The organism is Pseudomonas sp. MDT2-39-1 (genome assembly GCF_054898085.1).
This window is the reverse complement of the sequence record NZ_CM142716.1, coordinates 660684-680478: the sequence shown is the minus strand read 5'-3', so window position 1 is coordinate 680478 and position 19795 is coordinate 660684. Positions and strand designations below refer to the sequence as shown.

Annotated in this window: 22 protein-coding genes; 9 read left to right on the top strand and 13 right to left on the bottom strand. The window is 59.9% G+C overall.

The genetic code is table 11. From position 1 onward, the window contains the following. Window positions 1-2 precede the first annotated feature (2 nt). Together ACYZTM_RS03480 and ligD are read left to right on the top strand one after the other, a co-directional pair. The gene (locus ACYZTM_RS03480; RefSeq protein WP_461987056.1) at window positions 3-995 is read left to right on the top strand and encodes a methyltransferase; all 993 of its coding nucleotides are present in this window, start codon (window positions 3-5) and stop codon (window positions 993-995) included. Beyond that, window positions 992-3592: a DNA ligase D gene (ligD, locus tag ACYZTM_RS03475; protein WP_461987054.1), complete on the top strand. Its 2601-nt coding sequence runs from the start codon at window positions 992-994 to the stop codon at window positions 3590-3592. The genes ACYZTM_RS03480 and ligD overlap by 4 nt, the downstream gene beginning before the upstream one ends. A gap of 200 nt (window positions 3593-3792) precedes the next feature. On the opposite strand, the gene ACYZTM_RS03470 is transcribed toward ligD, so the two are convergent. The 5 genes from ACYZTM_RS03470 to ACYZTM_RS03450 form a co-directional block, all read right to left on the bottom strand. Further along, the gene (locus tag ACYZTM_RS03470) at window positions 3793-4467 is read right to left on the bottom strand and encodes a DUF3313 domain-containing protein (RefSeq protein ID WP_461987052.1); all 675 of its coding nucleotides are present in this window, start codon (window positions 4465-4467) and stop codon (window positions 3793-3795) included. 176 nt (window positions 4468-4643) lie between these two features. Beyond that, on the bottom strand, window positions 4644-4922 hold the full coding sequence (locus ACYZTM_RS03465) for a DUF3303 domain-containing protein (RefSeq protein ID WP_131062304.1): 279 nt from the start codon (window positions 4920-4922) through the stop codon (window positions 4644-4646). Window positions 4923-5115: 193 nt separating this feature from the next. Beyond that, window positions 5116-5655: an HD domain-containing protein gene (locus tag ACYZTM_RS03460; RefSeq protein ID WP_461987049.1), complete on the bottom strand. Its 540-nt coding sequence runs from the start codon at window positions 5653-5655 to the stop codon at window positions 5116-5118. A 10-nt stretch (window positions 5656-5665) separates the two neighbouring features. Further along, window positions 5666-6067, bottom strand: a complete 402-nt coding sequence (locus ACYZTM_RS03455; RefSeq protein ID WP_461987047.1) for a hypothetical protein — start codon at window positions 6065-6067, stop codon at window positions 5666-5668. Between the two features lie 62 nt (window positions 6068-6129). Continuing rightward, entirely contained in the window at window positions 6130-6699 is a 570-nt protein-coding gene (locus ACYZTM_RS03450; RefSeq protein ID WP_461987045.1) for an RrF2 family transcriptional regulator, read from the bottom strand. A gap of 256 nt (window positions 6700-6955) precedes the next feature. Between ACYZTM_RS03450 and ACYZTM_RS03445 the strand changes: the two genes are divergently transcribed. After that, window positions 6956-8158 carry an NAD(P)/FAD-dependent oxidoreductase gene (locus ACYZTM_RS03445; RefSeq protein WP_461987043.1) on the top strand — a complete coding sequence of 401 codons (1203 nt, stop codon included), beginning with the start codon at window positions 6956-6958 and terminating at the stop codon, window positions 8156-8158. A gap of 205 nt (window positions 8159-8363) precedes the next feature. On the opposite strand, the gene grxC is transcribed toward ACYZTM_RS03445, so the two are convergent. Both grxC and ACYZTM_RS03435 read right to left on the bottom strand, forming a co-directional pair. Further along, a complete protein-coding gene (gene grxC / locus ACYZTM_RS03440) occupies window positions 8364-8615 on the bottom strand; it encodes a glutaredoxin 3 (RefSeq protein ID WP_461987041.1) in 252 nt (83 codons plus the stop codon). A gap of 30 nt (window positions 8616-8645) precedes the next feature. After that, on the bottom strand, window positions 8646-9164 hold the full coding sequence (locus ACYZTM_RS03435) for a carboxymuconolactone decarboxylase family protein (protein ID WP_461987039.1): 519 nt from the start codon (window positions 9162-9164) through the stop codon (window positions 8646-8648). A gap of 134 nt (window positions 9165-9298) precedes the next feature. Here ACYZTM_RS03435 and ACYZTM_RS03430 point away from each other — a divergent pair, with 134 nt between their 5' ends. From ACYZTM_RS03430 to ACYZTM_RS03420, 3 genes are all read left to right on the top strand, one after another. Continuing rightward, window positions 9299-10129 carry an AraC family transcriptional regulator gene (locus tag ACYZTM_RS03430; RefSeq protein WP_461987037.1) on the top strand — a complete coding sequence of 277 codons (831 nt, stop codon included), beginning with the start codon at window positions 9299-9301 and terminating at the stop codon, window positions 10127-10129. 217 nt (window positions 10130-10346) lie between these two features. Beyond that, the gene (locus ACYZTM_RS03425; protein WP_461987035.1) at window positions 10347-11567 is read left to right on the top strand and encodes a helix-turn-helix domain-containing protein; all 1221 of its coding nucleotides are present in this window, start codon (window positions 10347-10349) and stop codon (window positions 11565-11567) included. Window positions 11568-11603: 36 nt separating this feature from the next. Then, entirely contained in the window at window positions 11604-12242 is a 639-nt protein-coding gene (locus tag ACYZTM_RS03420; RefSeq protein ID WP_461987033.1) for a Vgb family protein, read from the top strand. On the opposite strand, the gene ACYZTM_RS03415 is transcribed toward ACYZTM_RS03420, so the two are convergent. Further along, the gene (locus ACYZTM_RS03415) at window positions 12239-12508 is read right to left on the bottom strand and encodes a hypothetical protein (protein ID WP_461987031.1); all 270 of its coding nucleotides are present in this window, start codon (window positions 12506-12508) and stop codon (window positions 12239-12241) included. The two genes, ACYZTM_RS03420 and ACYZTM_RS03415, sit on opposite strands and share 4 nt — an antisense overlap. A gap of 424 nt (window positions 12509-12932) precedes the next feature. Between ACYZTM_RS03415 and ACYZTM_RS03410 the strand changes: the two genes are divergently transcribed. After that, on the top strand, window positions 12933-14000 hold the full coding sequence (locus ACYZTM_RS03410) for a hypothetical protein (protein ID WP_461987029.1): 1068 nt from the start codon (window positions 12933-12935) through the stop codon (window positions 13998-14000). A gap of 16 nt (window positions 14001-14016) precedes the next feature. After that, window positions 14017-14370: a DUF1428 domain-containing protein gene (locus ACYZTM_RS03405; RefSeq protein WP_461987028.1), complete on the top strand. Its 354-nt coding sequence runs from the start codon at window positions 14017-14019 to the stop codon at window positions 14368-14370. A 14-nt stretch (window positions 14371-14384) separates the two neighbouring features. On the opposite strand, the gene ACYZTM_RS03400 is transcribed toward ACYZTM_RS03405, so the two are convergent. After that, on the bottom strand, window positions 14385-14579 hold the full coding sequence (locus tag ACYZTM_RS03400; protein ID WP_131062293.1) for a hypothetical protein: 195 nt from the start codon (window positions 14577-14579) through the stop codon (window positions 14385-14387). Between the two features lie 61 nt (window positions 14580-14640). Between ACYZTM_RS03400 and thpR the strand changes: the two genes are divergently transcribed. Next, window positions 14641-15180 (top strand): RNA 2',3'-cyclic phosphodiesterase, encoded by a 540-nt coding sequence (gene thpR / locus ACYZTM_RS03395; protein ID WP_461987026.1) that lies wholly within the window; start codon window positions 14641-14643, stop codon window positions 15178-15180. A 253-nt stretch (window positions 15181-15433) separates the two neighbouring features. Here the strand turns inward: thpR and ACYZTM_RS03390 are convergent, their stop codons facing one another. From ACYZTM_RS03390 to potA, 4 genes are all read right to left on the bottom strand, one after another. Then, window positions 15434-16531, bottom strand: coding sequence for a polyamine ABC transporter substrate-binding protein (locus tag ACYZTM_RS03390; protein ID WP_461987024.1), 1098 nt, complete (start codon window positions 16529-16531; stop codon window positions 15434-15436). Between the two features lie 284 nt (window positions 16532-16815). Then, window positions 16816-17700, bottom strand: a complete 885-nt coding sequence (locus tag ACYZTM_RS03385; protein WP_131062290.1) for an ABC transporter permease subunit — start codon at window positions 17698-17700, stop codon at window positions 16816-16818. Further along, window positions 17697-18578, bottom strand: coding sequence for an ABC transporter permease subunit (locus tag ACYZTM_RS03380; RefSeq protein ID WP_165557495.1), 882 nt, complete (start codon window positions 18576-18578; stop codon window positions 17697-17699). The genes ACYZTM_RS03385 and ACYZTM_RS03380 overlap by 4 nt, the downstream gene beginning before the upstream one ends. A 29-nt stretch (window positions 18579-18607) precedes the next feature. Then, a complete protein-coding gene (gene potA / locus ACYZTM_RS03375) occupies window positions 18608-19750 on the bottom strand; it encodes a polyamine ABC transporter ATP-binding protein (RefSeq protein WP_131062288.1) in 1143 nt (380 codons plus the stop codon). Window positions 19751-19795: the final 45 nt, after the last annotated feature.

The window sequence follows — 19795 nt, the reverse complement described above, 5'->3', positions numbered from 1 at the left end:
GCATGAATCAGGAAGAGCAACTGGACGCTGCCGATCTGGCGCTGGTGCAACTGGGGCGCCGCTTGCAGGCCGATGGCTACCGGTTCATCACCCCGACGCCGCTTACCCACCAGCGGGTGAATGACCGTGCCTTCGGGCAAAACGCGCGGACCTTGCGCGATGTGTTTGGCTGGTCGCGCTCGTTCGAACCTGGCCTGCTGTCGACGGATGAACAGCGGCAGTTGCAGCAGGCGGGCGTCCTTCAAGAAAGCAACGGCCGACTGAAAAGCCGCGTGCGCTGGTCCAGCCTGGACGATCTGCTGTTCGTTCACTCGGGGTTCCCCACCGATGCGGCTGATGCGGTGTTCTTCGGCCCGGACACTTACCGTTTCGCGCAGCTGATTCATGCGCATCTACAACAAACCTTCGCACCGATAAGACGCGCCGTGGACATTGGGTGCGGCGCAGGTGTCGGGGCGATTGTGATCGCCCGCGCACGCCATGAGGCTGAAGTGCTGGCCGTCGACATCAACCCGGCGGCGCTGCGCCTGACGGCCGTCAACGCGGCGCTTGCCGAAGTCACTAACGTCACCGTCGAAGCCAGCGATGTGCTGCAGGATGTCGACGGCCATTTCGACCTGATCGTCGCCAATCCACCGTACATGGCCGACCCTGCAGAGCGTGCTTACCGCCATGGCGGTGGCGAATTGGGCGCGCAATTGTCGTTACGCATTGTCGAGCAGGCGCTGTATCGCCTGGCGCCCGGTGGTTCTTTGGTGCTGTACACCGGGGTGGCAATGATCGATGGCCAGGATCCGTTTCTGGAGGCGCTGATTCCGCGTCTGGAATCGGCAATGTTCGGCTGGACCTATCGCGAACTCGATCCCGACGTGTTCGGTGAAGAACTGCTGACCCCAGGCTATCAACGGGTCGAGCGGATTGCGGTCGTGGCCCTGATCGTTACGCGCGTCGGCCCCGGTATTGGGGGAAGCGTTGAGTCAGCAGGTGCTCCATGAACAAGAATCTGGACGATTACAACCGCATGCGCGATTTCTCGGCGACTTCAGAACCTGCCGCGAAACGTTCGGCCCGGAAAGCCGCGAAAGACCATGCCTTGCAGTTCTGTATCCAGAAACACGATGCCTCGCGGTTGCACTATGACTTTCGCCTGGAACTCGACGGCGCACTGAAGAGCTGGGCGGTGCCCAAAGGCCCTTCGCTGGACCCCAAGGTCAAGCGCCTGGCGGTCCACGTTGAAGACCATCCGATTGACTACGCCACCTTCGAGGGCAGCATTCCCGAAGGGCATTACGGCGCAGGCGACGTGATTGTCTGGGACCGCGGCGTGTGGATCCCGCAGGAAGATCCGGCCAAGGCCTATGCCAAGGGCAAGCTTAAGTTCGAGCTGCAAGGCGAGAAACTCGGCGGCCTGTGGAACCTGGTGCGCACGCACATGCCGGGCAAGCAGGAACAGTGGTTTCTGATCAAGCATCAGGACGGTGCGGCCAAACCCGAAAGCGATTACGACGTGGTCGTCGCCGAGCCGGACAGCGTGCTCAGTGACCGGACCATCGTCCCCAGGAAGGCGAAGACCGCCGACAAACCCAAACCGGTGAAGAAGCCGGCGCGCAAGGTCACGCCGAAGGAGCAGTCAGCCCAACTCACCGGCGCTCACAAAGCCAAACTGCCCGCCCAGCTCAAACCCGAACTGGCGACGCTGGTGGAGAAAGCCCCGCAGGGCGATTGGAGCTATGAGATCAAGTTCGATGGCTATCGGATCATGGCCCGCATCGACCATGACGAGGTAAAACTCTTTACCCGCAACGGCCACGACTGGACCCATAAACTGCCGAAGCAGGCCGAGGCACTGGCGTCGCTGGGCCTCGAATCCGCTTGGCTCGACGGTGAAATGGTGGTGGCGGACGAGCAGGGCGTTCCTGACTTTCAGGCGCTGCAAAATGCCTTCGAATCCAATCGCAGTGGCGACATCGTTTACTACCTGTTCGACATGCCTTACCTCAATGGCGTAGACCTGCGCGAGGTGCCGGTCGAGGAACGACGGGTCGCGCTGGCGACGGTGCTCAAACCCAACAAAGACCCGCTGCTGCGCTTCTCCGACGCGTTCGGCGAAGAACCGGAAGCCTTGCTCAACAGCGCCTGCCAGATGCAAATGGAAGGGCTGATCGGCAAGCGCCTGGGTTCGCCTTACGTGTCCCGGCGCAGCAGTGACTGGATCAAGCTCAAGTGCAAGCATCGGCAGGAATTCGTCGTGGTCGGCTATACCGATCCGAAAGGCTCGCGCAATGCCTTCGGTGCGTTGCTGTTGGGTTTGCATGACCGGGACAGCGGCGAGTTGCGCTACACCGGCAAGGTCGGCACCGGTTTTAACGAGACCACGCTCAAGCACATCTACGAACAGCTGAAACCGTTGCTGGCGAAAAAGCCCGCGGTGGTCAATCCGCCGGCCGGTTTTGAAGCCAAGGGTGTGCATTGGCTCAAACCGGTTTTGCTCGCAGAAGTCGCGTTCGCCGAGATGACCAAGGACGGTTCGGTTCGCCATGCGGTGTTCCATGGCTTGCGCGATGACAAACCCGCCGAAGACATCACTGAGGAGCGTCCGAAAGCCGTGAAAGCCCAGACCACCAAGAAAGCCGCCGCTGCCAAACCGACCGCCTCGGCGAAAAAGAAGCCTGCCAAGGCAGCGCCCGCGCCGTCTCAGATCGGCCTCGGTGCGGGCAAGGTGCGCATTACTCACCCGGATCGGGTAATAGACGCCAGCAGCGGCACCACCAAAGTGCAACTGGCGGAATATTACGCCAGCGTCGCCGAATGGATTCTGCCCGAACTCAAGGACCGGCCAGTGGCGCTGGTGCGCGCCCCGGACGGCATCGCCGGCGAACTGTTCTTCCAGAAGAATGCCGAGCGCCTGGCCATTCCCGGGATCACCACGCTGGACAAGGAGCTCACCGGCCAACCGGTGATGATCATCAACAACGCCGAAGCCCTGATTGGCGCCGTGCAGATGAGCACCGTGGAACTGCACACCTGGAACGCCACCTCGGACAACCTTGATAAACCTGACCGCTTCGTCCTCGACCTCGACCCGGACCCGGCGCTGCCGTGGAAAAGCATGGTCGAGGCGACCCAGTTGACCCTGTCGGTGCTCGATGAACTCGGGCTCAAGGCCTTCCTCAAGACCAGCGGCGGCAAGGGGATTCACCTGGTGGTGCCGCTGACTCGCAAGTTGGGTTGGGATGAGGTGAAGGACTTCAGCCATGCGATTGTCAGCCACATGGCCAGGTTGCTGCCGGAGCGTTTTTCCGCGGTGTCGGGACCGAAGAATCGTGTTGGGCGGATTTTCATCGATTATCTGCGTAACGGTCTGGGCGCCACGACCATTTGCGCCTACGCCGCGCGCACCCGCGAAGGGATGCCGGTGTCGGTGCCGGTCTTTCGTGATGAGGTGGCTGAATTGAAGGGTGGTAATCAGTGGAACATCCACAACGTGCAGGAACGCCTGGCCGAAGTGGGTGACGAACCCTGGGCGGACCTGAAGAAAACCCGGCAAGCGATCACCGCCGACATGCGTCGACGGGTCGGCATGAAAAAATAACCCCTGATTAGCCGCCCCTTTGTAGCAGCTGCCGAGCAACGCGTTGTGGCGAGGGGATTTATCCCCGTTCGGCTGCGAAGCAGTCGTGAATTAAGACGACGCGGTGCATCAGATAGACCGTGCGTTCAGGTTTTACGACTGCTTCGCAGCCGAACGGGGATAAATCCCCTCGCCACAGGGCAGCTGCTACAAGATTGCCGTTAGCGGAAAAACGCCTGCAAATCGCTGGTCAGTTTGTCGATCGCTACCTTGAAGTCTTTGGCGGTGATTTTCTGGCTGGCATTTTCCAGGGTGCTGCCAAACACCTTGCGCACAACCTTGGCCACGGTCTGGTTGTTGCTCGCATCGATAAACTCGGCCTCGATGAACAACGTGGTGTCCTGATCCCGATGCCCGCTGGCAGCGGAAACACCACCGACCACGGCCGCGACAGGCACCACTTCATACCATTTCATGCCTTCGTTTTCGGCGTTCACCCCGGTGATCGCCGAGCGCATGATCAGGGTTTTCGAACCGGCCGGTGCTGCTTTTGCGCTCGATACCACCCGGTATTTCTGGCCCAGCACGCTTTTGGCCTTGCTGGTCATGTAGTTCTGCAGTTCATCCAGGGTTTGCCGATTGACCCGCTCGTTGGGCTGCGGCGCCGGGTACAGCTCAAGCTTGTTGAACGCGACGGTGTTGTAGGCATCCGGATTCCACGACGGGCTAACCCAGCGCATAGCGGTCTCGCCGCTGGTGGTGGTGACTTGCTGCAAGTTGTTGTAGTTGGACAGGAAGCCTGAGTACTGGTCTTTTTCGGTGATTTTCGAGGTGCACCCGCCGAGCAACAGGCTGGCAAGTGCAGCGCCGATGAACAGTCTCTGCGACAGGTTCATATGCTTTCTACTCCGTGGGGGGGGCAGGGTCGGCCCGGCCAGTCCAGGCAAGAAAACCCTGGCTGAAAACCGGCTCCTTCGCGATGAGCGTAGGTTCGCCCGCCGAATTTTCCAGTCAGTCATGAACGTGTTTTCGGGTCGAGAGGCGGCGAGCAGTACCCGCCGCCCGATGACCTCTACTTGCCGACCGTGCCCGCCAGCAGCGGCGCCATCTGTTCATCGGTCAGTGCCGCCTGGACGTCCATCTTCATGATGTCGTTCCATTCCAGCACCCACTTCTGAATCGGCACCAGATCACTGGCCTCTGCTACGCCAAAACCGCTCGAACCACCGACGGCATGCCAGCGCCCGAGCATCTTGACGCCAGCAGGTGGAACGGCCCCGGTCTTGAGGAAACGCTCGATCGCCTTGTTACGGTTGTCCGAATTGATCGACCAACTGACGATGAATAACATTTGCCACCTCCTTCAACGGATTGGCACCTGTTTGTCTGTGCGCACCGGGTTGGCGCCGGGACCACGGTGACGCTGTGTCTACAGCTTCTTGCCCCTTGTGAAGGCATAGCAGCGCTTGGCCGTCTGTGTATGACCGCTGATCCTGTTAAAGGGCCTTTTCAAGGAATGGGCAACGTCGTGGCCGACACCTGTTTCACCAGCGAAACATGGGCAACGGCTTGAGTGGCGAACGAAGGAATTGGCGAGCGGTTTGCCTGAGCAGCATCCAGTGAAATCCATGATTGGGCAGGGCCGATTTCACCGTTTTAATGTAGACCCGTGGCAGGCCGAACGTCAGCAGCCCGAGGGACACATCAATGACATCGGCGCGCCGGAAGGGCTCGACGCTGAGCGCATGATCGGCAGCGTAGGGCCGCACTTTGTGGTGTTCCAGGATCAGCGCCGTCACTTCGCCGTTCAAGTGCGACAGTTGCCGGTTGGCGAGATAGTCGGTGGCCAGGCGAACCGAGGGTTCCAGGTAATCGATGGTTCCATCCGTCCAGATGCCCAGGTCATGAAACGCCGCCGCGATTTGCACGGCCTCGGAGGGCAGGTTTTCAATGCCGCTGATGGCGCTGTAGAAGTTCAGCACCCGATAAATGTGATTGCGATAACCCGGCAGGTCAGCGCCAATCGCCAAGGCATACGACGTCAGTATTTCGTCTGTCACGGGGAATTCGAGAACGAGGTTCATGGGGCTGACCTCAGGCGTCGCGCAACAGGTCGTTAGCGTTGAGAATCTCGTAGGCAATCTGCGGGCGGTTCTCGAGGCTGCGGCGGATGGCGGCCGGGATTGACTGTCGGGTTTTGCGGCACAGGCCGGGCAATTCGCCGAGACTGATGCTGATGCCGCGCATGGTCCGCACTTCGTTGAAGCTTGGGGCGATGTCCACGCGGATGCCCAGTTGTGCGTACATGCGGTTTTGCAATTTTTCCAGGTCCGCCAGGCTCTGGAGGGTTTCCAGTCGTTCGATCAGGCGTTTTTCTTCCGCGCGGGTCAGCAGCAGGATGCGCACGTCCGCGCCCGGTGTTTCCAGCAGCGGGTCACGCCCGCAGTCGCAGGCGCCGGGCGGGCAGGGTTGGCGAATCGCAGGCAGGGTTGTCATGGGGTTTAATCATAGAGCGCTCCGATCGGGTTTGCCCATAGGCTAGCCCGCGACCTTCACATTCAGTCAGAAATATCAGCCACCGGGATGATCTGCTCCTGATCGACCGACGTGCTGGTGCTGCTTTTCTTTTCCCGACGATCATTCATCCAGGTGTCCACCTGGGCGCCGAAGTCGGCCGGGGCTTTACGTCCGACCCTTCGGGCCAGGTCGAGAATGGTCTGCTGGGCGAGGGCGTCTTCCATGCGTTGCTGCGCGGTCATCATCACCGCATGCACCGAGCAATGACCTTCCACGGCCCATGTCGGCGGTGAACCGTCAAACAGCGCACAACGCTCGCGGATATCACGGCAATCGAAGATCAGCTTTTGGCCATCGATGGCGTTAACGATATCCAGCACGCTGATTTCGTCAGCCGGCCGTGCAAGCTTGAACCCGCCGCGCACGCCTTCGGTCGCCACCACCAGTTTGGCCTTGGCCAGCTTGGTGAAGATTTTCGCCAGGTAATCCAGCGGCACGCCTTGCAGCTCAGCGAGGTCGCGCACGCTCGCCTCACGGCTATCGCCGTAATCGCCTACCAGAAAAAGCAGGCAATGAATGCCATATTCAACGCCTGCGCTGTAAAGAGACATGGTTATCTCCGACTGAATGATTCGCCAATGTTACCAGCCGATGGTTGCAGGTGCAACGAGCCATCGACATCGGTTAAATCGTCTGTCTGTCCTGTGCTGCTTATAGATCATGGCTTTTGTCTGAATTATCGAGGTATCTGGATTTGTGATGGCAAGCATCGATAGAAGGTCGTTGCTTCTCGCAACTCGGATCACTATAGTCGCCGTTGTCGGCTCGGCGACGGGTTCAGCCTTTGGTCTTCTTCGGAGTTAAACAATGAAACAGCACATTCTGGTCATCGGCGCAGGTTTCGGTGGCATGTGGACGGCATTAAGCGCCACGCGCCTGTTCGACATCCATAATCATAACGACGTAGAAGTCACGGTACTGGCGCCTCAGGCCGAGCTGCGTGTACGTCCGCGTTTCTACGAGCCGAATGCTCATCAACTCGCCGCACCGATCGGTGAGCTGTTCGATGCCGTCGGTGTGAAGTTCATCAAGGGCGCCGCAGAAACCATCGATGTGCAGCAAAAACACGTTGGCTACACCGATGCGTCGGGTGCCAAACAAGTGTGCAGCTACGACAAACTCGTTCTGGCCACCGGCAGCGGTCTTGCGTTGCCCAACACCCCGGGCGTGGCCGAACATGCCTTCGACGTGGACCAGATTGAACAAGCCATCCGCTTGGAAAACCATCTGAAATCCCTGGCCAAGCTGCCAGACAGCAAGGCGCGTAACACCGTGGTGGTGGCCGGTGGCGGTTTCACCGGGATTGAAACGGCGACTGAAATGCCGGCGCGCTTGCGGGCCATCCTCGGTGACAAGGCCGACATTGAAGTGAGCATCGTTGATCGCGGTGAAAAAGTCGGTGCGTCCATGGGCAGCGAAATCGCCCAGTCGATCGCCGAAGCCAGCACTGAGCTGGGCGTGCAATGGCGCTTGAAGTCTTCGGTGGTTGCCGTCGATGAAAACGGTGTGACCCTGGCCGATGGCCAACGCATCGACGCAAAGACTGTGGTCTGGACCACTGGTGTGCGGGCCAGCTCGCTGACCGAGCAGATCCCGGCCGAACGCGATCACCTCGGCCGCCTGCACGTCGACGCGCATCTGAAAGTCATCGGCCAGGACGACATTTTCGCCACGGGCGATGTGGCTTACGCCGCGTCTGATGACATCGGTAACTACGCCCTGATGACGTGCCAACACGCCATCGTCCTGGGTCGGCATGCGGGCAACAACGTCGCCGCGCAGATCCTCGGCGTGGACCCGACGCCGTACAGTCAGCCGAAGTACGTGACCTGCCTGGATTTGGGGGCCTGGGGTGCGGTCTACACCGAAGGTTGGGACCGCCAGGTCAAACTGGTCAAGGAGGAAGGCAAGTCGCTGAAAACCCAGATCAACACCGTGTGGATCTACCCTCCGGTGGCCAATCGCAAAACGGCATGGGCAGCCGCTGATCCGCTGATCCCGATTGCCTAAATTGTTGGCATAAAAAATCCCGCTCAGGTGTTCCTGGGCGGGATTTTTGTTGTTCAGATGCGGAAGGCTTGTCGGCCTATCAGCAACCCATCGTCGGTCATCGTACAGCTAGCCAGAATTTAATTGAATAGTGGCAAAACGACCTGGCAAGACTTCTATTGGGTGATAGAAGTCTTGCCAGGAAAGGGGGCTCTGGATCACAGCTTCAGGCCAGCATCGACAACAAGGTACCTTGACGGTCCAGTTTGGCCAGGTCGTCGAAGCCTCCGACATGGGTGTCACCGATAAATATTTGCGGCACGCTGCGACGACCGCTGCGGGTGAGCATCTCCTGGAATCTGCCGGGGTCCGACTGAACGTTTATTTCCCGGGTGGCGATGCCTTTGCTGGCCAGCAATGCCTTGGCATTGCGGCAGTAGGGGCAGGTGTCAGTGGTGTAGAGCGTCACAGTACTCATGGTGTGTACTCCTCGGATTGGAGATCCGGTTCAAGCGTCGATCGCAGGGAAGTCGATCTCGGTCAGGGCCAGATTGTTGAGGTAGTTGGTCAGGGTCTGCGAGGCAATGTGGGCAACCACCTCGATGATCTTGGCGTCGGTAATACCGGCTGCACGCGCCGCTTCAATTTGCTCGTTGCTCAAGTGGCCGCGACTTTCAGTAATCTGCTGGGCCAGCGTGGCGAAGGCATTGAGTTGGCCCTGCCGGGCACTAAGGATGTCTTGTGCGGACAGCCCGACCTTGCCGGCAAACAGGGTGTGCGCCGCCAAGCAGTAGTCGCAACCATTGACCTGCGAAGTGGCCAAAAAAATGGCTTCTTTCTCAGGGGCGCTCAGGGACGTTTTGCCCAGGGCTACCGACTGTTGCAGATAGGCAGCAAGTACGGCGGGGGCATGGGCCAGTGTCTTGAAGACGTTGGGCAAGAAGCCTATTTTTTTCTGCACGCCTTCCAGCAGCGGGCGGGTGGTGTCGGTGGCGTGTTCAAGGCTCAGGGTGGTGATTCGGCTCATGGTGATGCTCCGTAGATTCAAGCTTGGTATGCGCTGGGTACGGGGTCCATGCTATTGATCAACGCTGGCCTTGAGGGTGCAAGTCGTCGAGGATATGCGACAGATCGTCCAGATATGTCCCCGGGAGTCGTTCCATGGATCGCTTGTCCACCTTGCTCACGCATTTCGGTGTCAGTGCCGGAACTTTCCACAGTGGGGATTTTTGTGGTGCCACGGCCTTTGATGGTTATCAGGCCACCGGGCACCTGCATTTGCTTCAGGCCGGCGAACTGACACTCAAACTGGCCGATGAGCGAGACCTTCAGCTCAACGAGCCAACGCTGATTTTTTTTCCGCGGCCTTATCGTCATCGGTTGTTTGCCAGCGAAGCGTCGGGCACTCAACTGGTGTGCGCCACCCTGGAATTCGACGGTGGGTCGGGCAATGCTTTGGCCGCCGCGCTGCCTGAGTACCTGGTGCTCAAACTCGACAGCATCCCGACGATGGCCGGTACGCTGGACTGGCTGTTCAGCGAGGCGTTCGGCGGCATTTGTGGTCGCGAAGCGATGATGGACCGACTGTTCGAACTGCTGGTGATTCAGTTGTTGCGGCACATTCTGACCAGCCGGGATCAGACGCCCGGCATGATGGCCGGTCTCGCCGACCCGCGCCTGGCGCGCCCCTTGAGCCTGATGCACGACTCGCCCGGCAAGGCCTGGACCGTGGCCGAACTGTCGGCGGCGGCCAACATGTCCCGCGCCAGTTTCGCCGAATACTTTCGCTCGGTGGTGGGGCAGACGCCGGTCGACTACCTGGTGAGCTGGCGGATCAGCCTGGCGCAGAAACGCTTGCGCGAAGGCAAGTCCATTGCGCTGATCGCTGATGAAGTCGGTTATGAAAGCCCCTCGGCGTTGGCCCGGGCTTTTCGTCGTATAACCGGCACTAGCCCGCGCGAGTGGGTGCAGGAGGCCAAACGCCCGCGATGACCAGCGAGCTGGACACAGCAAAACCGCGTTGACGGAAAGGCTCAGGGCGTAATGGCGGTGTATCAGCCAACATTGATACCGACTGAAACACCGCCATCATCGCGAGCAGGCTCACTCCCACAGGGATTGCGCTTTACCGGCGGGCTGTTTGGTGGGTGTGAGATAGACTCATCAACGGGCATCGAACCGTGGGAGTGGCACGTGTGGCGCATTTCAAATGGACTCGCTGATTACCGCTGCAGCGCACGCTCTCGCAGCGGGTGATCCCTTGGGTGCGCTGAACCGGGTTGCCCTACGCGACGATGCACCGGCATTGGCGCTTCGCGGTATCGCCATGGCGCAGTTGGGCGATCTGGTTCGGGCAAAGGAATTGGTGCGCAGTGCCGCGCGCGCCTTCGGTCCGAAAGCGCCAGTGGCCCGCGCGCGGTGCGTGGTTGCCGAGGCCGAAATTGCCCTGGCTTCACGAGATCTGGGTTGGCCGGTGAAAGCGCTCGAAGCGGCGCGAGTGACGCTGGAGGCGCATGGCGATGGCCTGAATGCGGCCCATGCGCGGTATTTGCAGATTCGACGGTTGTTGTTGATCGGGCATCTTGATGAGGTCGAAGGGCTGCTCGCCGAGCTTGACCCTGCGCCACTGCCACCGGCATTGCGCGCCGTTCATGAGCTGGTGGTGGCGGGGATCGCCGTGCGGCGACTCGAAACAAAAAGGGCGCGCTCTGCCCTCGAAAGGGCTCAGCGTGCTGCGTTCTACGCCGGTATTCCCGCACTGACCGCCGAGGTCGCACACGCCGCTCAAGTCCTCAACACGCCCGCAGCGCGCCTGATTGCTCGTGGTGAAGAACGCCCCCTGTTGCTGGATGAAGTGCAAGCGCTGCTCGGGTCAACATCCCTGGTGGTGGACGCGTGCCGATACGGCGTGCGCGGCGCTGGAATGTCGGTGTCCCTGGCCAAACGCCCGGTGTTGTTTACCCTCGTGCGGGCGTTGGCCGAAGCCTGGCCCGGGGATGTGGCAAGGGAAGCGCTGATCACCCAGGCCTTTCGCTTGAAGCTCACCGATGAGTCCCATCGAGCGCGCCTGCGCGTCGAAATCGGTCGACTTCGCGCGGCGCTGGATCCGCTGGCCGGTGTCAGCGCGACGAAACGCGGGTTTGCGCTGCAACCACGGGTTGCGGACGACGTTGTGGTGTTGGCGCGGCCCATCGAAGAACCGCAGGCGGCGCTACTCGCCCTCCTCGCCGACGGCGAGTCGTGGTCCAGTTCTGCGCTCGCCTTGGCGCTGAAAGCCAGTCAGCGCACCGTGCAGCGTTCGCTCGACGCGCTGGCCACCGCCGGAAAAGTGCAGGCGTTTGGTCGCGGGCGGGCCCGGCGCTGGATGACGCCACCGATGCCGGGATTCGCGACGACTTTGTTACTCACAGCGTGGGTGCCGGGTGACTAGGATCCATTCCACCCCCCCAACGAAGAGGATACAACCATGAAGCAATCATCCGCCGAAATCATCCGAGAATACGGACCCTTTCCGGGCGTCGACAGCGTGCATGGCGTTACCCATGACGGCCAGCACGTCTGGTTCGCCTCCGGAGAAAAACTCAACGCCCTCGACCCGGAAAGCGGCAAGACGCTGCGTTCCATCGATGTCGCCGCCCATGCGGGAACAGCCTTCGATGGCCAGCACCTGTTCCAGATCGCCGAGGATCGCATCCAGAAGATCGATCCATCAAACGGCCGGGTACTCGGCACCATTCCTGCGCCCGGCGGCGGCGGCGACTCAGGGCTCGCGTGGGCCGAAGGAACGCTGTGGGTAGGCCAGTATCGGGAACGCAAGATCCATCAGATCGACCCCGACACCGGCAAGATTCTTCGCACGATCGAGTCCAACCGCTTCGTCACCGGCGTGACCTGGGTGGAAGGCGCGCTGTGGCACGGTACCTGGGAAGGAGAGGAAGGTGAATTGCGGCGAGTCGACCCGAACACCGGCGAGGTGCTGGAAAGCCTCACGCTGCCAACCGGTGTTGGCGTATCAGGGCTTGAGTCCGACGGCGCGGACCGGTTTTTCTGTGGTGGAGGAAACAGTGGGAAGGTGAGGGCCGTTCGTCGGCCCGCCTCATCCTAAAACGTGAACTGACGCGAAGACCGGGGCGCGCTCTGAGCCAGCTCGATCTCCAGCAGATGCTCAACCAATACGTCATTGAGAAACCGGAACTGATCGTTGAGCCCGACCACTTCGTTGTTGAAGTGGTTCGCGGCTGCCGGTATCAGCAGCGCCTCGAATTTTTTGTCGCACACCAGAGAAAGCTCCTTGCGAGAGACGAATTCCTGCGAATAGAGGTTGTTGCCGAACACCGGGAAGCTTACGGAGAGGCTGATGGCGTGGATCATGATCTGCGCTCCTCGGCGAGGACGATGTAGGAGAAAACAGTCAGGGTAATGGCCGTCAGGGCCAGGCAGGTCAGGAGATGGATCAACATGATTTGCCCCTCCGGTGTGGGGTTGTGCCTTGGGATGGGGTGATCCTGCGCCTGGTGGTTTTTTTTGCGGAAGGCAATCATCGCGATGGTGAGTATCGACGTCGTTGATGGTGATGTTGAGGGCCCCATCGCGAGCAGGCTCGCTCCCACAGTGTTCTTCGGCGAAACACAGATTTGCGAACGACGCTAAACCCTGTGGGAGTGAGCCTGCTCGCGATGAGGCCATAAGCCGTCCATCCACCCCAAGCGAACAAACACCGCCACCTATACTCAAATAAATAGGCTTTTCGAGCACCGGGCATACCGTCCGGGGATCACTGTAGGAAACCGCGATCTTGAACCTGCGTTCGCTGATCGTCGCCGTGATGGTAGTGTTGGCGGGATGCGCCACGCCCGTGCGTGCCCCGGTGGTGGTGCCGATCGTGGTGGTGGCCGAGAGCACTTGGCGGCAGGTGGACCAGGAGATTGTCGCAGCGTCGAAATCGGCCACCGAGCAGACCAAAATCTACGCCCGTGGTGCCATGGATTACTGGCGTACCCGCGTCTACCAACTGACCGAAGAGAACTTCATTCCCTGGTTCAGCAGTTATTGGACCCAGGAATGGCTCTCGGTGAAGGTCAGCTGGTACACCCTCAGCGCTGCGGGTGAACAGGATGCCTCGGCCAAGCGCCTGGCGGCCTACCTGCTGGAGCAATACCAGAAGCGCGTGCTGGCGCCGGTCGCGGTGGAGATCGATCCTGATGCGATTCTCAGCCTGGCGACGGCCTTCTACGTGGACATTCTTCAGGAAGAACTGCAGCGAATCTCCCAGCGCCACGGCGTGCCGATGGCCCAGCTCAACGGCCGCCTGCAGAAAATTCCGGCGATTGCACTGGGCCCGCCGCCTGCTCGCGATGCGTCGTTGTATCAGGTCGTGCACACCCAACCGCTGAACACATTGCCGGCCTACGCGGCGTTGATCGAGAAGATCCACAAGGCGGGCGGCGACAGGGGCGTCGGGTCGACCGACACGGCGATGGCGCCGGTGGCCAAGCGCGCCAGCCAACGGATGGAAGCCGAAATGGCCCCTCGAGGCGCAGCCAGTGCCGTTGCTGCGGCGGCCGGAAAACTCGCGGGGGGATTGATTACGGTGGGGGTGGCGGGGATCCGCGCGATGATTCAGGCCGCCGACCGGCCGGACAGCGAGGCGCTGATTCGCAGCAGCCTGGGCAATACGTTCGACAAGGCCTGGATGAAGCTTGTGCAGAACCCGACCACCGGCGTGATGGCGGGAACGTTTTACCTGGCTGCGCAGATCGAGGGCAGCCTGGCGGGGAGTGCCGATGTACCGCCTGTCAGTTTGGGCATCGGCGCTGTCGATTGGAGCCCTGCGGAATCGACTAACCAGCAGACCGTTCCATAACCGAAGGAGAAACACCATGTCCTACGTTGATGGCTTCCTCGCTGCCGTACCCACCGCCAATCGCGAGAAATTCAAGAAACACGCCGAAACCGCCGCCGTCATTTTCAAGGAAAGCGGCGCGCTCAGCGTCACAGAGTGCTGGGGAGACGATGTGCCGGACGGCAAGGTGACCTCGTTTCCCATGGCGGTGAAACTCAAGGAAGACGAAACCGTGGTGTTCAGCTGGATCATTTGGCCCGATAAGGCCACCCGTAATGCGGGCATGGACAAACTCATGAACGATCCGCGCATGCAGTCGGACGTCAATCCGATGCCCTTCGATGGTCAGCGCCTGGTCTTTGGTGGTTTCGAAGTGATCGTGAAGGCCTGATCCCGACCAAAGGATCACTCCGCCGACGGGGTGATCCTGCAACTTTTGCGGTTGCGGATCTCACTGTCCGTCGGCCGCTCCCTCACGAACTCGAAGCGCGGCTCACCTTCGCTATAGTGAACCAGCCAGCCCCATTCCAGCTCGGACTCATCCTGGCCCGGTTTCGGTGGCATCGCCCACCATGGCTCTTTGCTGATGATTGCTCGCATGGCCCCCTCCCGTTGAATTCGGCTGGTTCAACTATAACGTGCATGTCAGGAGCTGCCAGGCATGACTGACGAATCCCATGAACCGTCCAAACGGCTGTTTTTCGCACTCCATTGCCCGCCCGAGCAACGCAAGGCCATTGCCCAGTGGCGCAGCGCACTTGAGCTGCGCAGCGGGCGCCCGGTGCCGGCGGAAAACTTCCACCTGACGTTGTTGTTTTTGGGGGCCGTGGCGGTGGCGCAAATCGGCGAGATCTGCACGGCTGCGGCAAATGTTCGCGTACAGGGTGCGCCGTTGAGGTTGGCGCTGGATCGAATGGATGTCTGGCGCAGGGCAGGGGTTCTGGTGCTGGCGCCGGAGCAGGCACCGCCGGAGTTGCTGCGTCTGGTGTATGCGCTGGAACAGGCGATGTTGCCGTTCGGGTTTGAGGATGCGCCGAAAGAGTTTCGGCCGCATTTGACGTTGATGCGCGACTATCGAGTGCCGGTGCCTGAGTCCGCGACGCCGCCCGAGTTTTTCCTGCGGGCTGATCGCTTTGTCTTGTTTGAATCCCATAAGGGGCGGTATCGGGCACTGGCCGAATGGCCGCTCGTCCCCTCATAAAAAAAGGCGCCCGAGGAGGGCGCCCGAATTCACCTGAACCGAGGAAGCCAGGTGAGGCCGTTCGTCAGAGAGGCGTGCAGCGGTGGTAAGGCGCTGCGTGAACGGAAAACAGGTAAAACCCCAATATTTGTGTCATGCCTACGTCCCCGTAGGAGCAAGGCTTGCCCGCGAAGAGGCCATCACATTCAACATTGATGGTGACTGGCACACCGCCTTCGCGGGCAAGCCTCGCTCCTACAATGGGCGCGCGCAATTACTTCCCGAGCTTCACCCGCGTCCAACCCCGGGTCATCACCCGCTGAACGCCAATCGGCATATCCGGAATGGCATACAGCGTCGCCATCACGTCTTGCGGCGGGTACGATCCCGGATCATCCCGGATTGCCTTATCCACCAGCGGCGTAGCCGCCGCGTTGGCATTGCTGTAGCCGATGTTGTTGGTGATCTCGGCGATGATGTCCGGGCGCATCAGGAAGTTCATGAAGAGGTAGGCGTTTTCCACGTTCGCCGCGTCCCGTGGGATGGCAACCATGTCGTAGAAGCTGCCGGCGCCTTCTTTCGGAATGCTGTACTCGATCTTCACCTTGTCGCCCGCTTCCTGAGCGCGAGCCTTGGCTTGCAGCACATCGCCGGAGTAACCGACCGCGACGCAGATGTTGCCGTTAGCCAGGTCGGAGATGTATTTCGACGAATGGAAATACGCCACCGAAGGGCGAATCTTCATGAACAGCGCTTCAGCTTCAGCGATCTGCCCCTTGTCCTGCGAGTTCACCGGGTAACCCAGGTAATGCAGGGCCGCTGGGAGCATTTCCGTCGGCGAGTCGAGGAAACTGATGCCGCACGCTTTCAGTTTTTCGGCGTTTTCCGGTTTGAACAGCAGGTCCCAGGAGTTGGTCGGTGCATTGGCGCCGAGCACTTCCTTGACCTTGGCCGGGTTGAAGCCGATGCCGATCGACCCCCACATGTACGGGAAGGCGTGGCCGTTATTCGGGTCGCTCGCGGAAGCGTTTTTCAGCAGCACCGGGTTGAGGTTTTTCCAGTTCGACAGCTTCGACTTGTCCAGTTCCTGATAGACACCGGCCTTGATCTGCTTGGCCAGGAAACTGTTGGACGGCACAACGATGTCGTAGCCGGATTTGCCCGCGAGCAGACGGGCCTCAAGGGTTTCATTGCTGTCGAACACATCGTAGGTCACGCGAATGCCGGTCTCGTCTTCGAACTTCTTGACCGTGTCCGGTGCGATGTAATCCGACCAGTTGTAGACGCGCAGAACCTTGTCATTGGCCTGGGCAACCGTGGCAATCGCGCCCAATAAGGACAGTGTCAGCAGAGTCCTGCCAAACATTTTCATCGGTACAACTCCAATTCTTTTTATTCAAAATCACACAGCAAAAAGCAGTGAATACAGAACCCTGTAGTAGGGGATTTACCTGTAGTGAGGAGCTTTGCCTGTGGCGAGGGGATTTATCCCCGTTCGGCTGCGAAGCAGTCGTAAACCTGTGAAACAGGTGTATCTGATACACCTAGGTTGCAGGTTGTGGGGCCGCTACGCGACCCAACGGGGATAAATCCTCTCGCCACAAAAATCCCTCTCACCACAGAAGCTCCTTCGCCACAGTTAACTCACCAGATGCACTAGGCTGTCGCTCCTGCCATTTTCTTTTCAGGTTGCTGCCACGATTCGCTGGCGGTCTGGTCCATCGCTTCCTGGATCGCACGTTTGCGGTTGGCTTCGGCGCGGCGGCTGAAGTACCAGACCATGAACGTCACGATCGAAACGGCCAACAGAATCAGACTGGCCACGGCGTTGATCTCAGGCTTCACACCCAAGCGCACCGCCGAGAACACTTCCATCGGCAAGGTCGTCGAGCCCGGGCCGGACACGAAGCTCGCCAGCACCAAATCATCCAGCGACAAGGCAAACGACATCATGCCGCCGGCCGCCAGTGAAGGCGCGATCATCGGGATGGTGATCAGGAAAAACACCTTGAACGGCTTCGCCCCGAGGTCCATGGCCGCTTCTTCGATGGACAAATCCAGCTCACGTAAACGCGCGGAGACCACCACCGCCACATACGCCGCACAGAACGTGGTATGGGCGATCCAGATCGTGACGATGCCACGCTCCATCGGCCAACCGATCAACTGCGCCATCGCCACGAACAGCAGCAACAGCGACAGACCGGTGATCACTTCCGGCATCACCAACGGCGCCGTCACCAGGCCGCCAAACAGCGTACGACCCTTGAAGCGCGTCACCCGCGTCAGCACAAACGCTGCCAACGTCCCCAGCGCAACAGCGGCAATCGCGGTGTAGCAGGCGATTTCCAGCGAGCGCACCACCGAGCCCATCAGTTGCGTGTTGTCGAGCAACCCGGCGTACCACTTGAACGACCAGCCGCCCCACACCGTCACCAGTTTCGAGGCGTTGAACGAGTAAATCACCAGAATCAACATCGGCAGGTAGATAAACGACAGGCCGAACACCAGCATCAACTTTGAAAATCCAAAACGTTTCATCCCCGTGCCTCCATCTCTTTGGCCTGGCTGCGGTTGAACAGCAGAATCGGCACAATCAGGATCAACAGCATCACCACCGCCAGGGCAGACGCCACCGGCCAGTCGCGGTTATTGAAGAACTCTTGCCACAGCACGCGACCGATCATCAGTGTCTCCGGGCCGCCCAACAGCTCCGGAATCACGAACTCACCGACCACCGGAATGAACACCAGCATTGCGCCTGCAATGATCCCGTTCTTGGCCAGCGGCACGGTGATTTTCCAGAAGTTGTTGAAGTTACTCGAACCCAGGTCAGACGCGGCTTCCAGCAGGCTCTGATCGTGCTTGACCAGGTTGGCGTACAGCGGCAACACCATGAACGGCAGATACGCATACACCACGCCGATGTACACGGCCGTGTTGGTGTTGAGGATCTCGATCGGGTGATCCGTCAGCCCGGTCCACATCAAAAAACCGTTGAGCAAACCGTTGTTGCTGAGGATGCCCATCCACGCATACACGCGGATCAGGATTGCGGTCCAGGTCGGCATCATGATCAGCAACAGCAGAACGTTTTGCGTTTCCTTGTTCGCCTTGGTGATCGCGTAGGCCATCGGGAAACCGATCACCAGGCACATCAGCGTGCTTAAAAACGCGACCTTCAACGAGCCGAAGTAAGCCGAGATGTACAGCTCATCTTGGGTCAGCAGCAAGTAGTTACCGATGTTGAGCAATAGCTGAAATTTCTGCTCGGCGAAGGTGTAGATCTCTGAGTAAGGAGGAATGGCCAGCGCCGCTTCCGAGAAGCTGATCTTCATCACCAGGAAGAACGGCAACAGGAAAAACAGGCAAAGCCACAGGAACGGAATTCCGATGACGAGCTTTCGACCACTCGGCATCAGCCGCATGAACTGCTGATTGAGTGTTTTCATGAGCGCAGTACCACGCCGCTGTCGTCTTCCCACCACACGTAGACTTTGTCGTCCCAGGTCGGACGGGCGCCACGGCGTTCGGCGTTGGCCATGAACGATTGCACGACCTTGCCGCCAGGCAGCTCGACGTAAAACACCGAGTGACCGCCGAGGTAGGCGATGTCATGCACTTTGCCTTCGGACCAGTTGTAGCGGGTGTCCGGCTTGAGGGTGCTGACCAGCATTTTTTCCGGGCGGATCGCGTAGGTGATCGACTTGTCCTGCACGGAAGTGCTGACGCCGTGACCGACGTAAATCTTCTGCTCCAGATCCGGGCTGTGAATGATCGCGTGACCTTCAAGGTCTTCCACAACGGTGCCTTCAAAGGCGTTCACGTTGCCGATGAATTCGCAGACCATGCGGCTGACCGGTGCTTCATAAATGTCGACCGGGCTGCCGATCTGCGCGATCCAGCCCAGGTGCATGATCGCAATGCGCTGGGCCATGGTCATGGCCTCTTCCTGGTCGTGGGTCACCATCACGCAGGTCACACCGACCCGCTCGATGATTTCCACCAGCTCCAGTTGCATCTGCGAACGCAGCTTTTTATCCAGTGCGCCCATCGGTTCGTCGAGCAGCAACAGCTTCGGACGTTTGGCCAGGGAGCGGGCGAGGGCCACGCGCTGACGCTGACCACCCGACAACTGATGGGGTTTGCGTTTGGCGTACTGGGTCATGTGTACCAGGCGCAACATCTCTTCAACGCGGGCGTCGATTTCGCTGGCGGGCAAGCGGTCCTGCTTGAGGCCGAAGGCGATGTTCTGTGCCACGGTCATGTGTGGGAACAGCGCGTACGACTGGAACATCATGTTGATCGGCCGTTCGTACGGCGGCATGTCGGTGATGTCCACGCCATCGAGGAAAATCCGGCCCTCGGTCGGGCGCTCGAAGCCGGCGAGCATGCGCAGCAGGGTCGATTTGCCGGAACCGGAACCACCGAGCAGGGCGAAGATCTCGCCTTGATGGATCTCGAGCGAGACATCGTCTACTGCGCAGGTTTCGTCGAATTTCTTGGTGACGCGGTCGACTTTCACCAGCACCTTTTTCGATGTCTGGTGACCTTCAAGAGCCTTCCTGTAGATGCTGGAGGCGTTTGCCATGTGAAACTCCCAACAGGTTTCAGTCGTCGGGCCAACGCGGCCTGA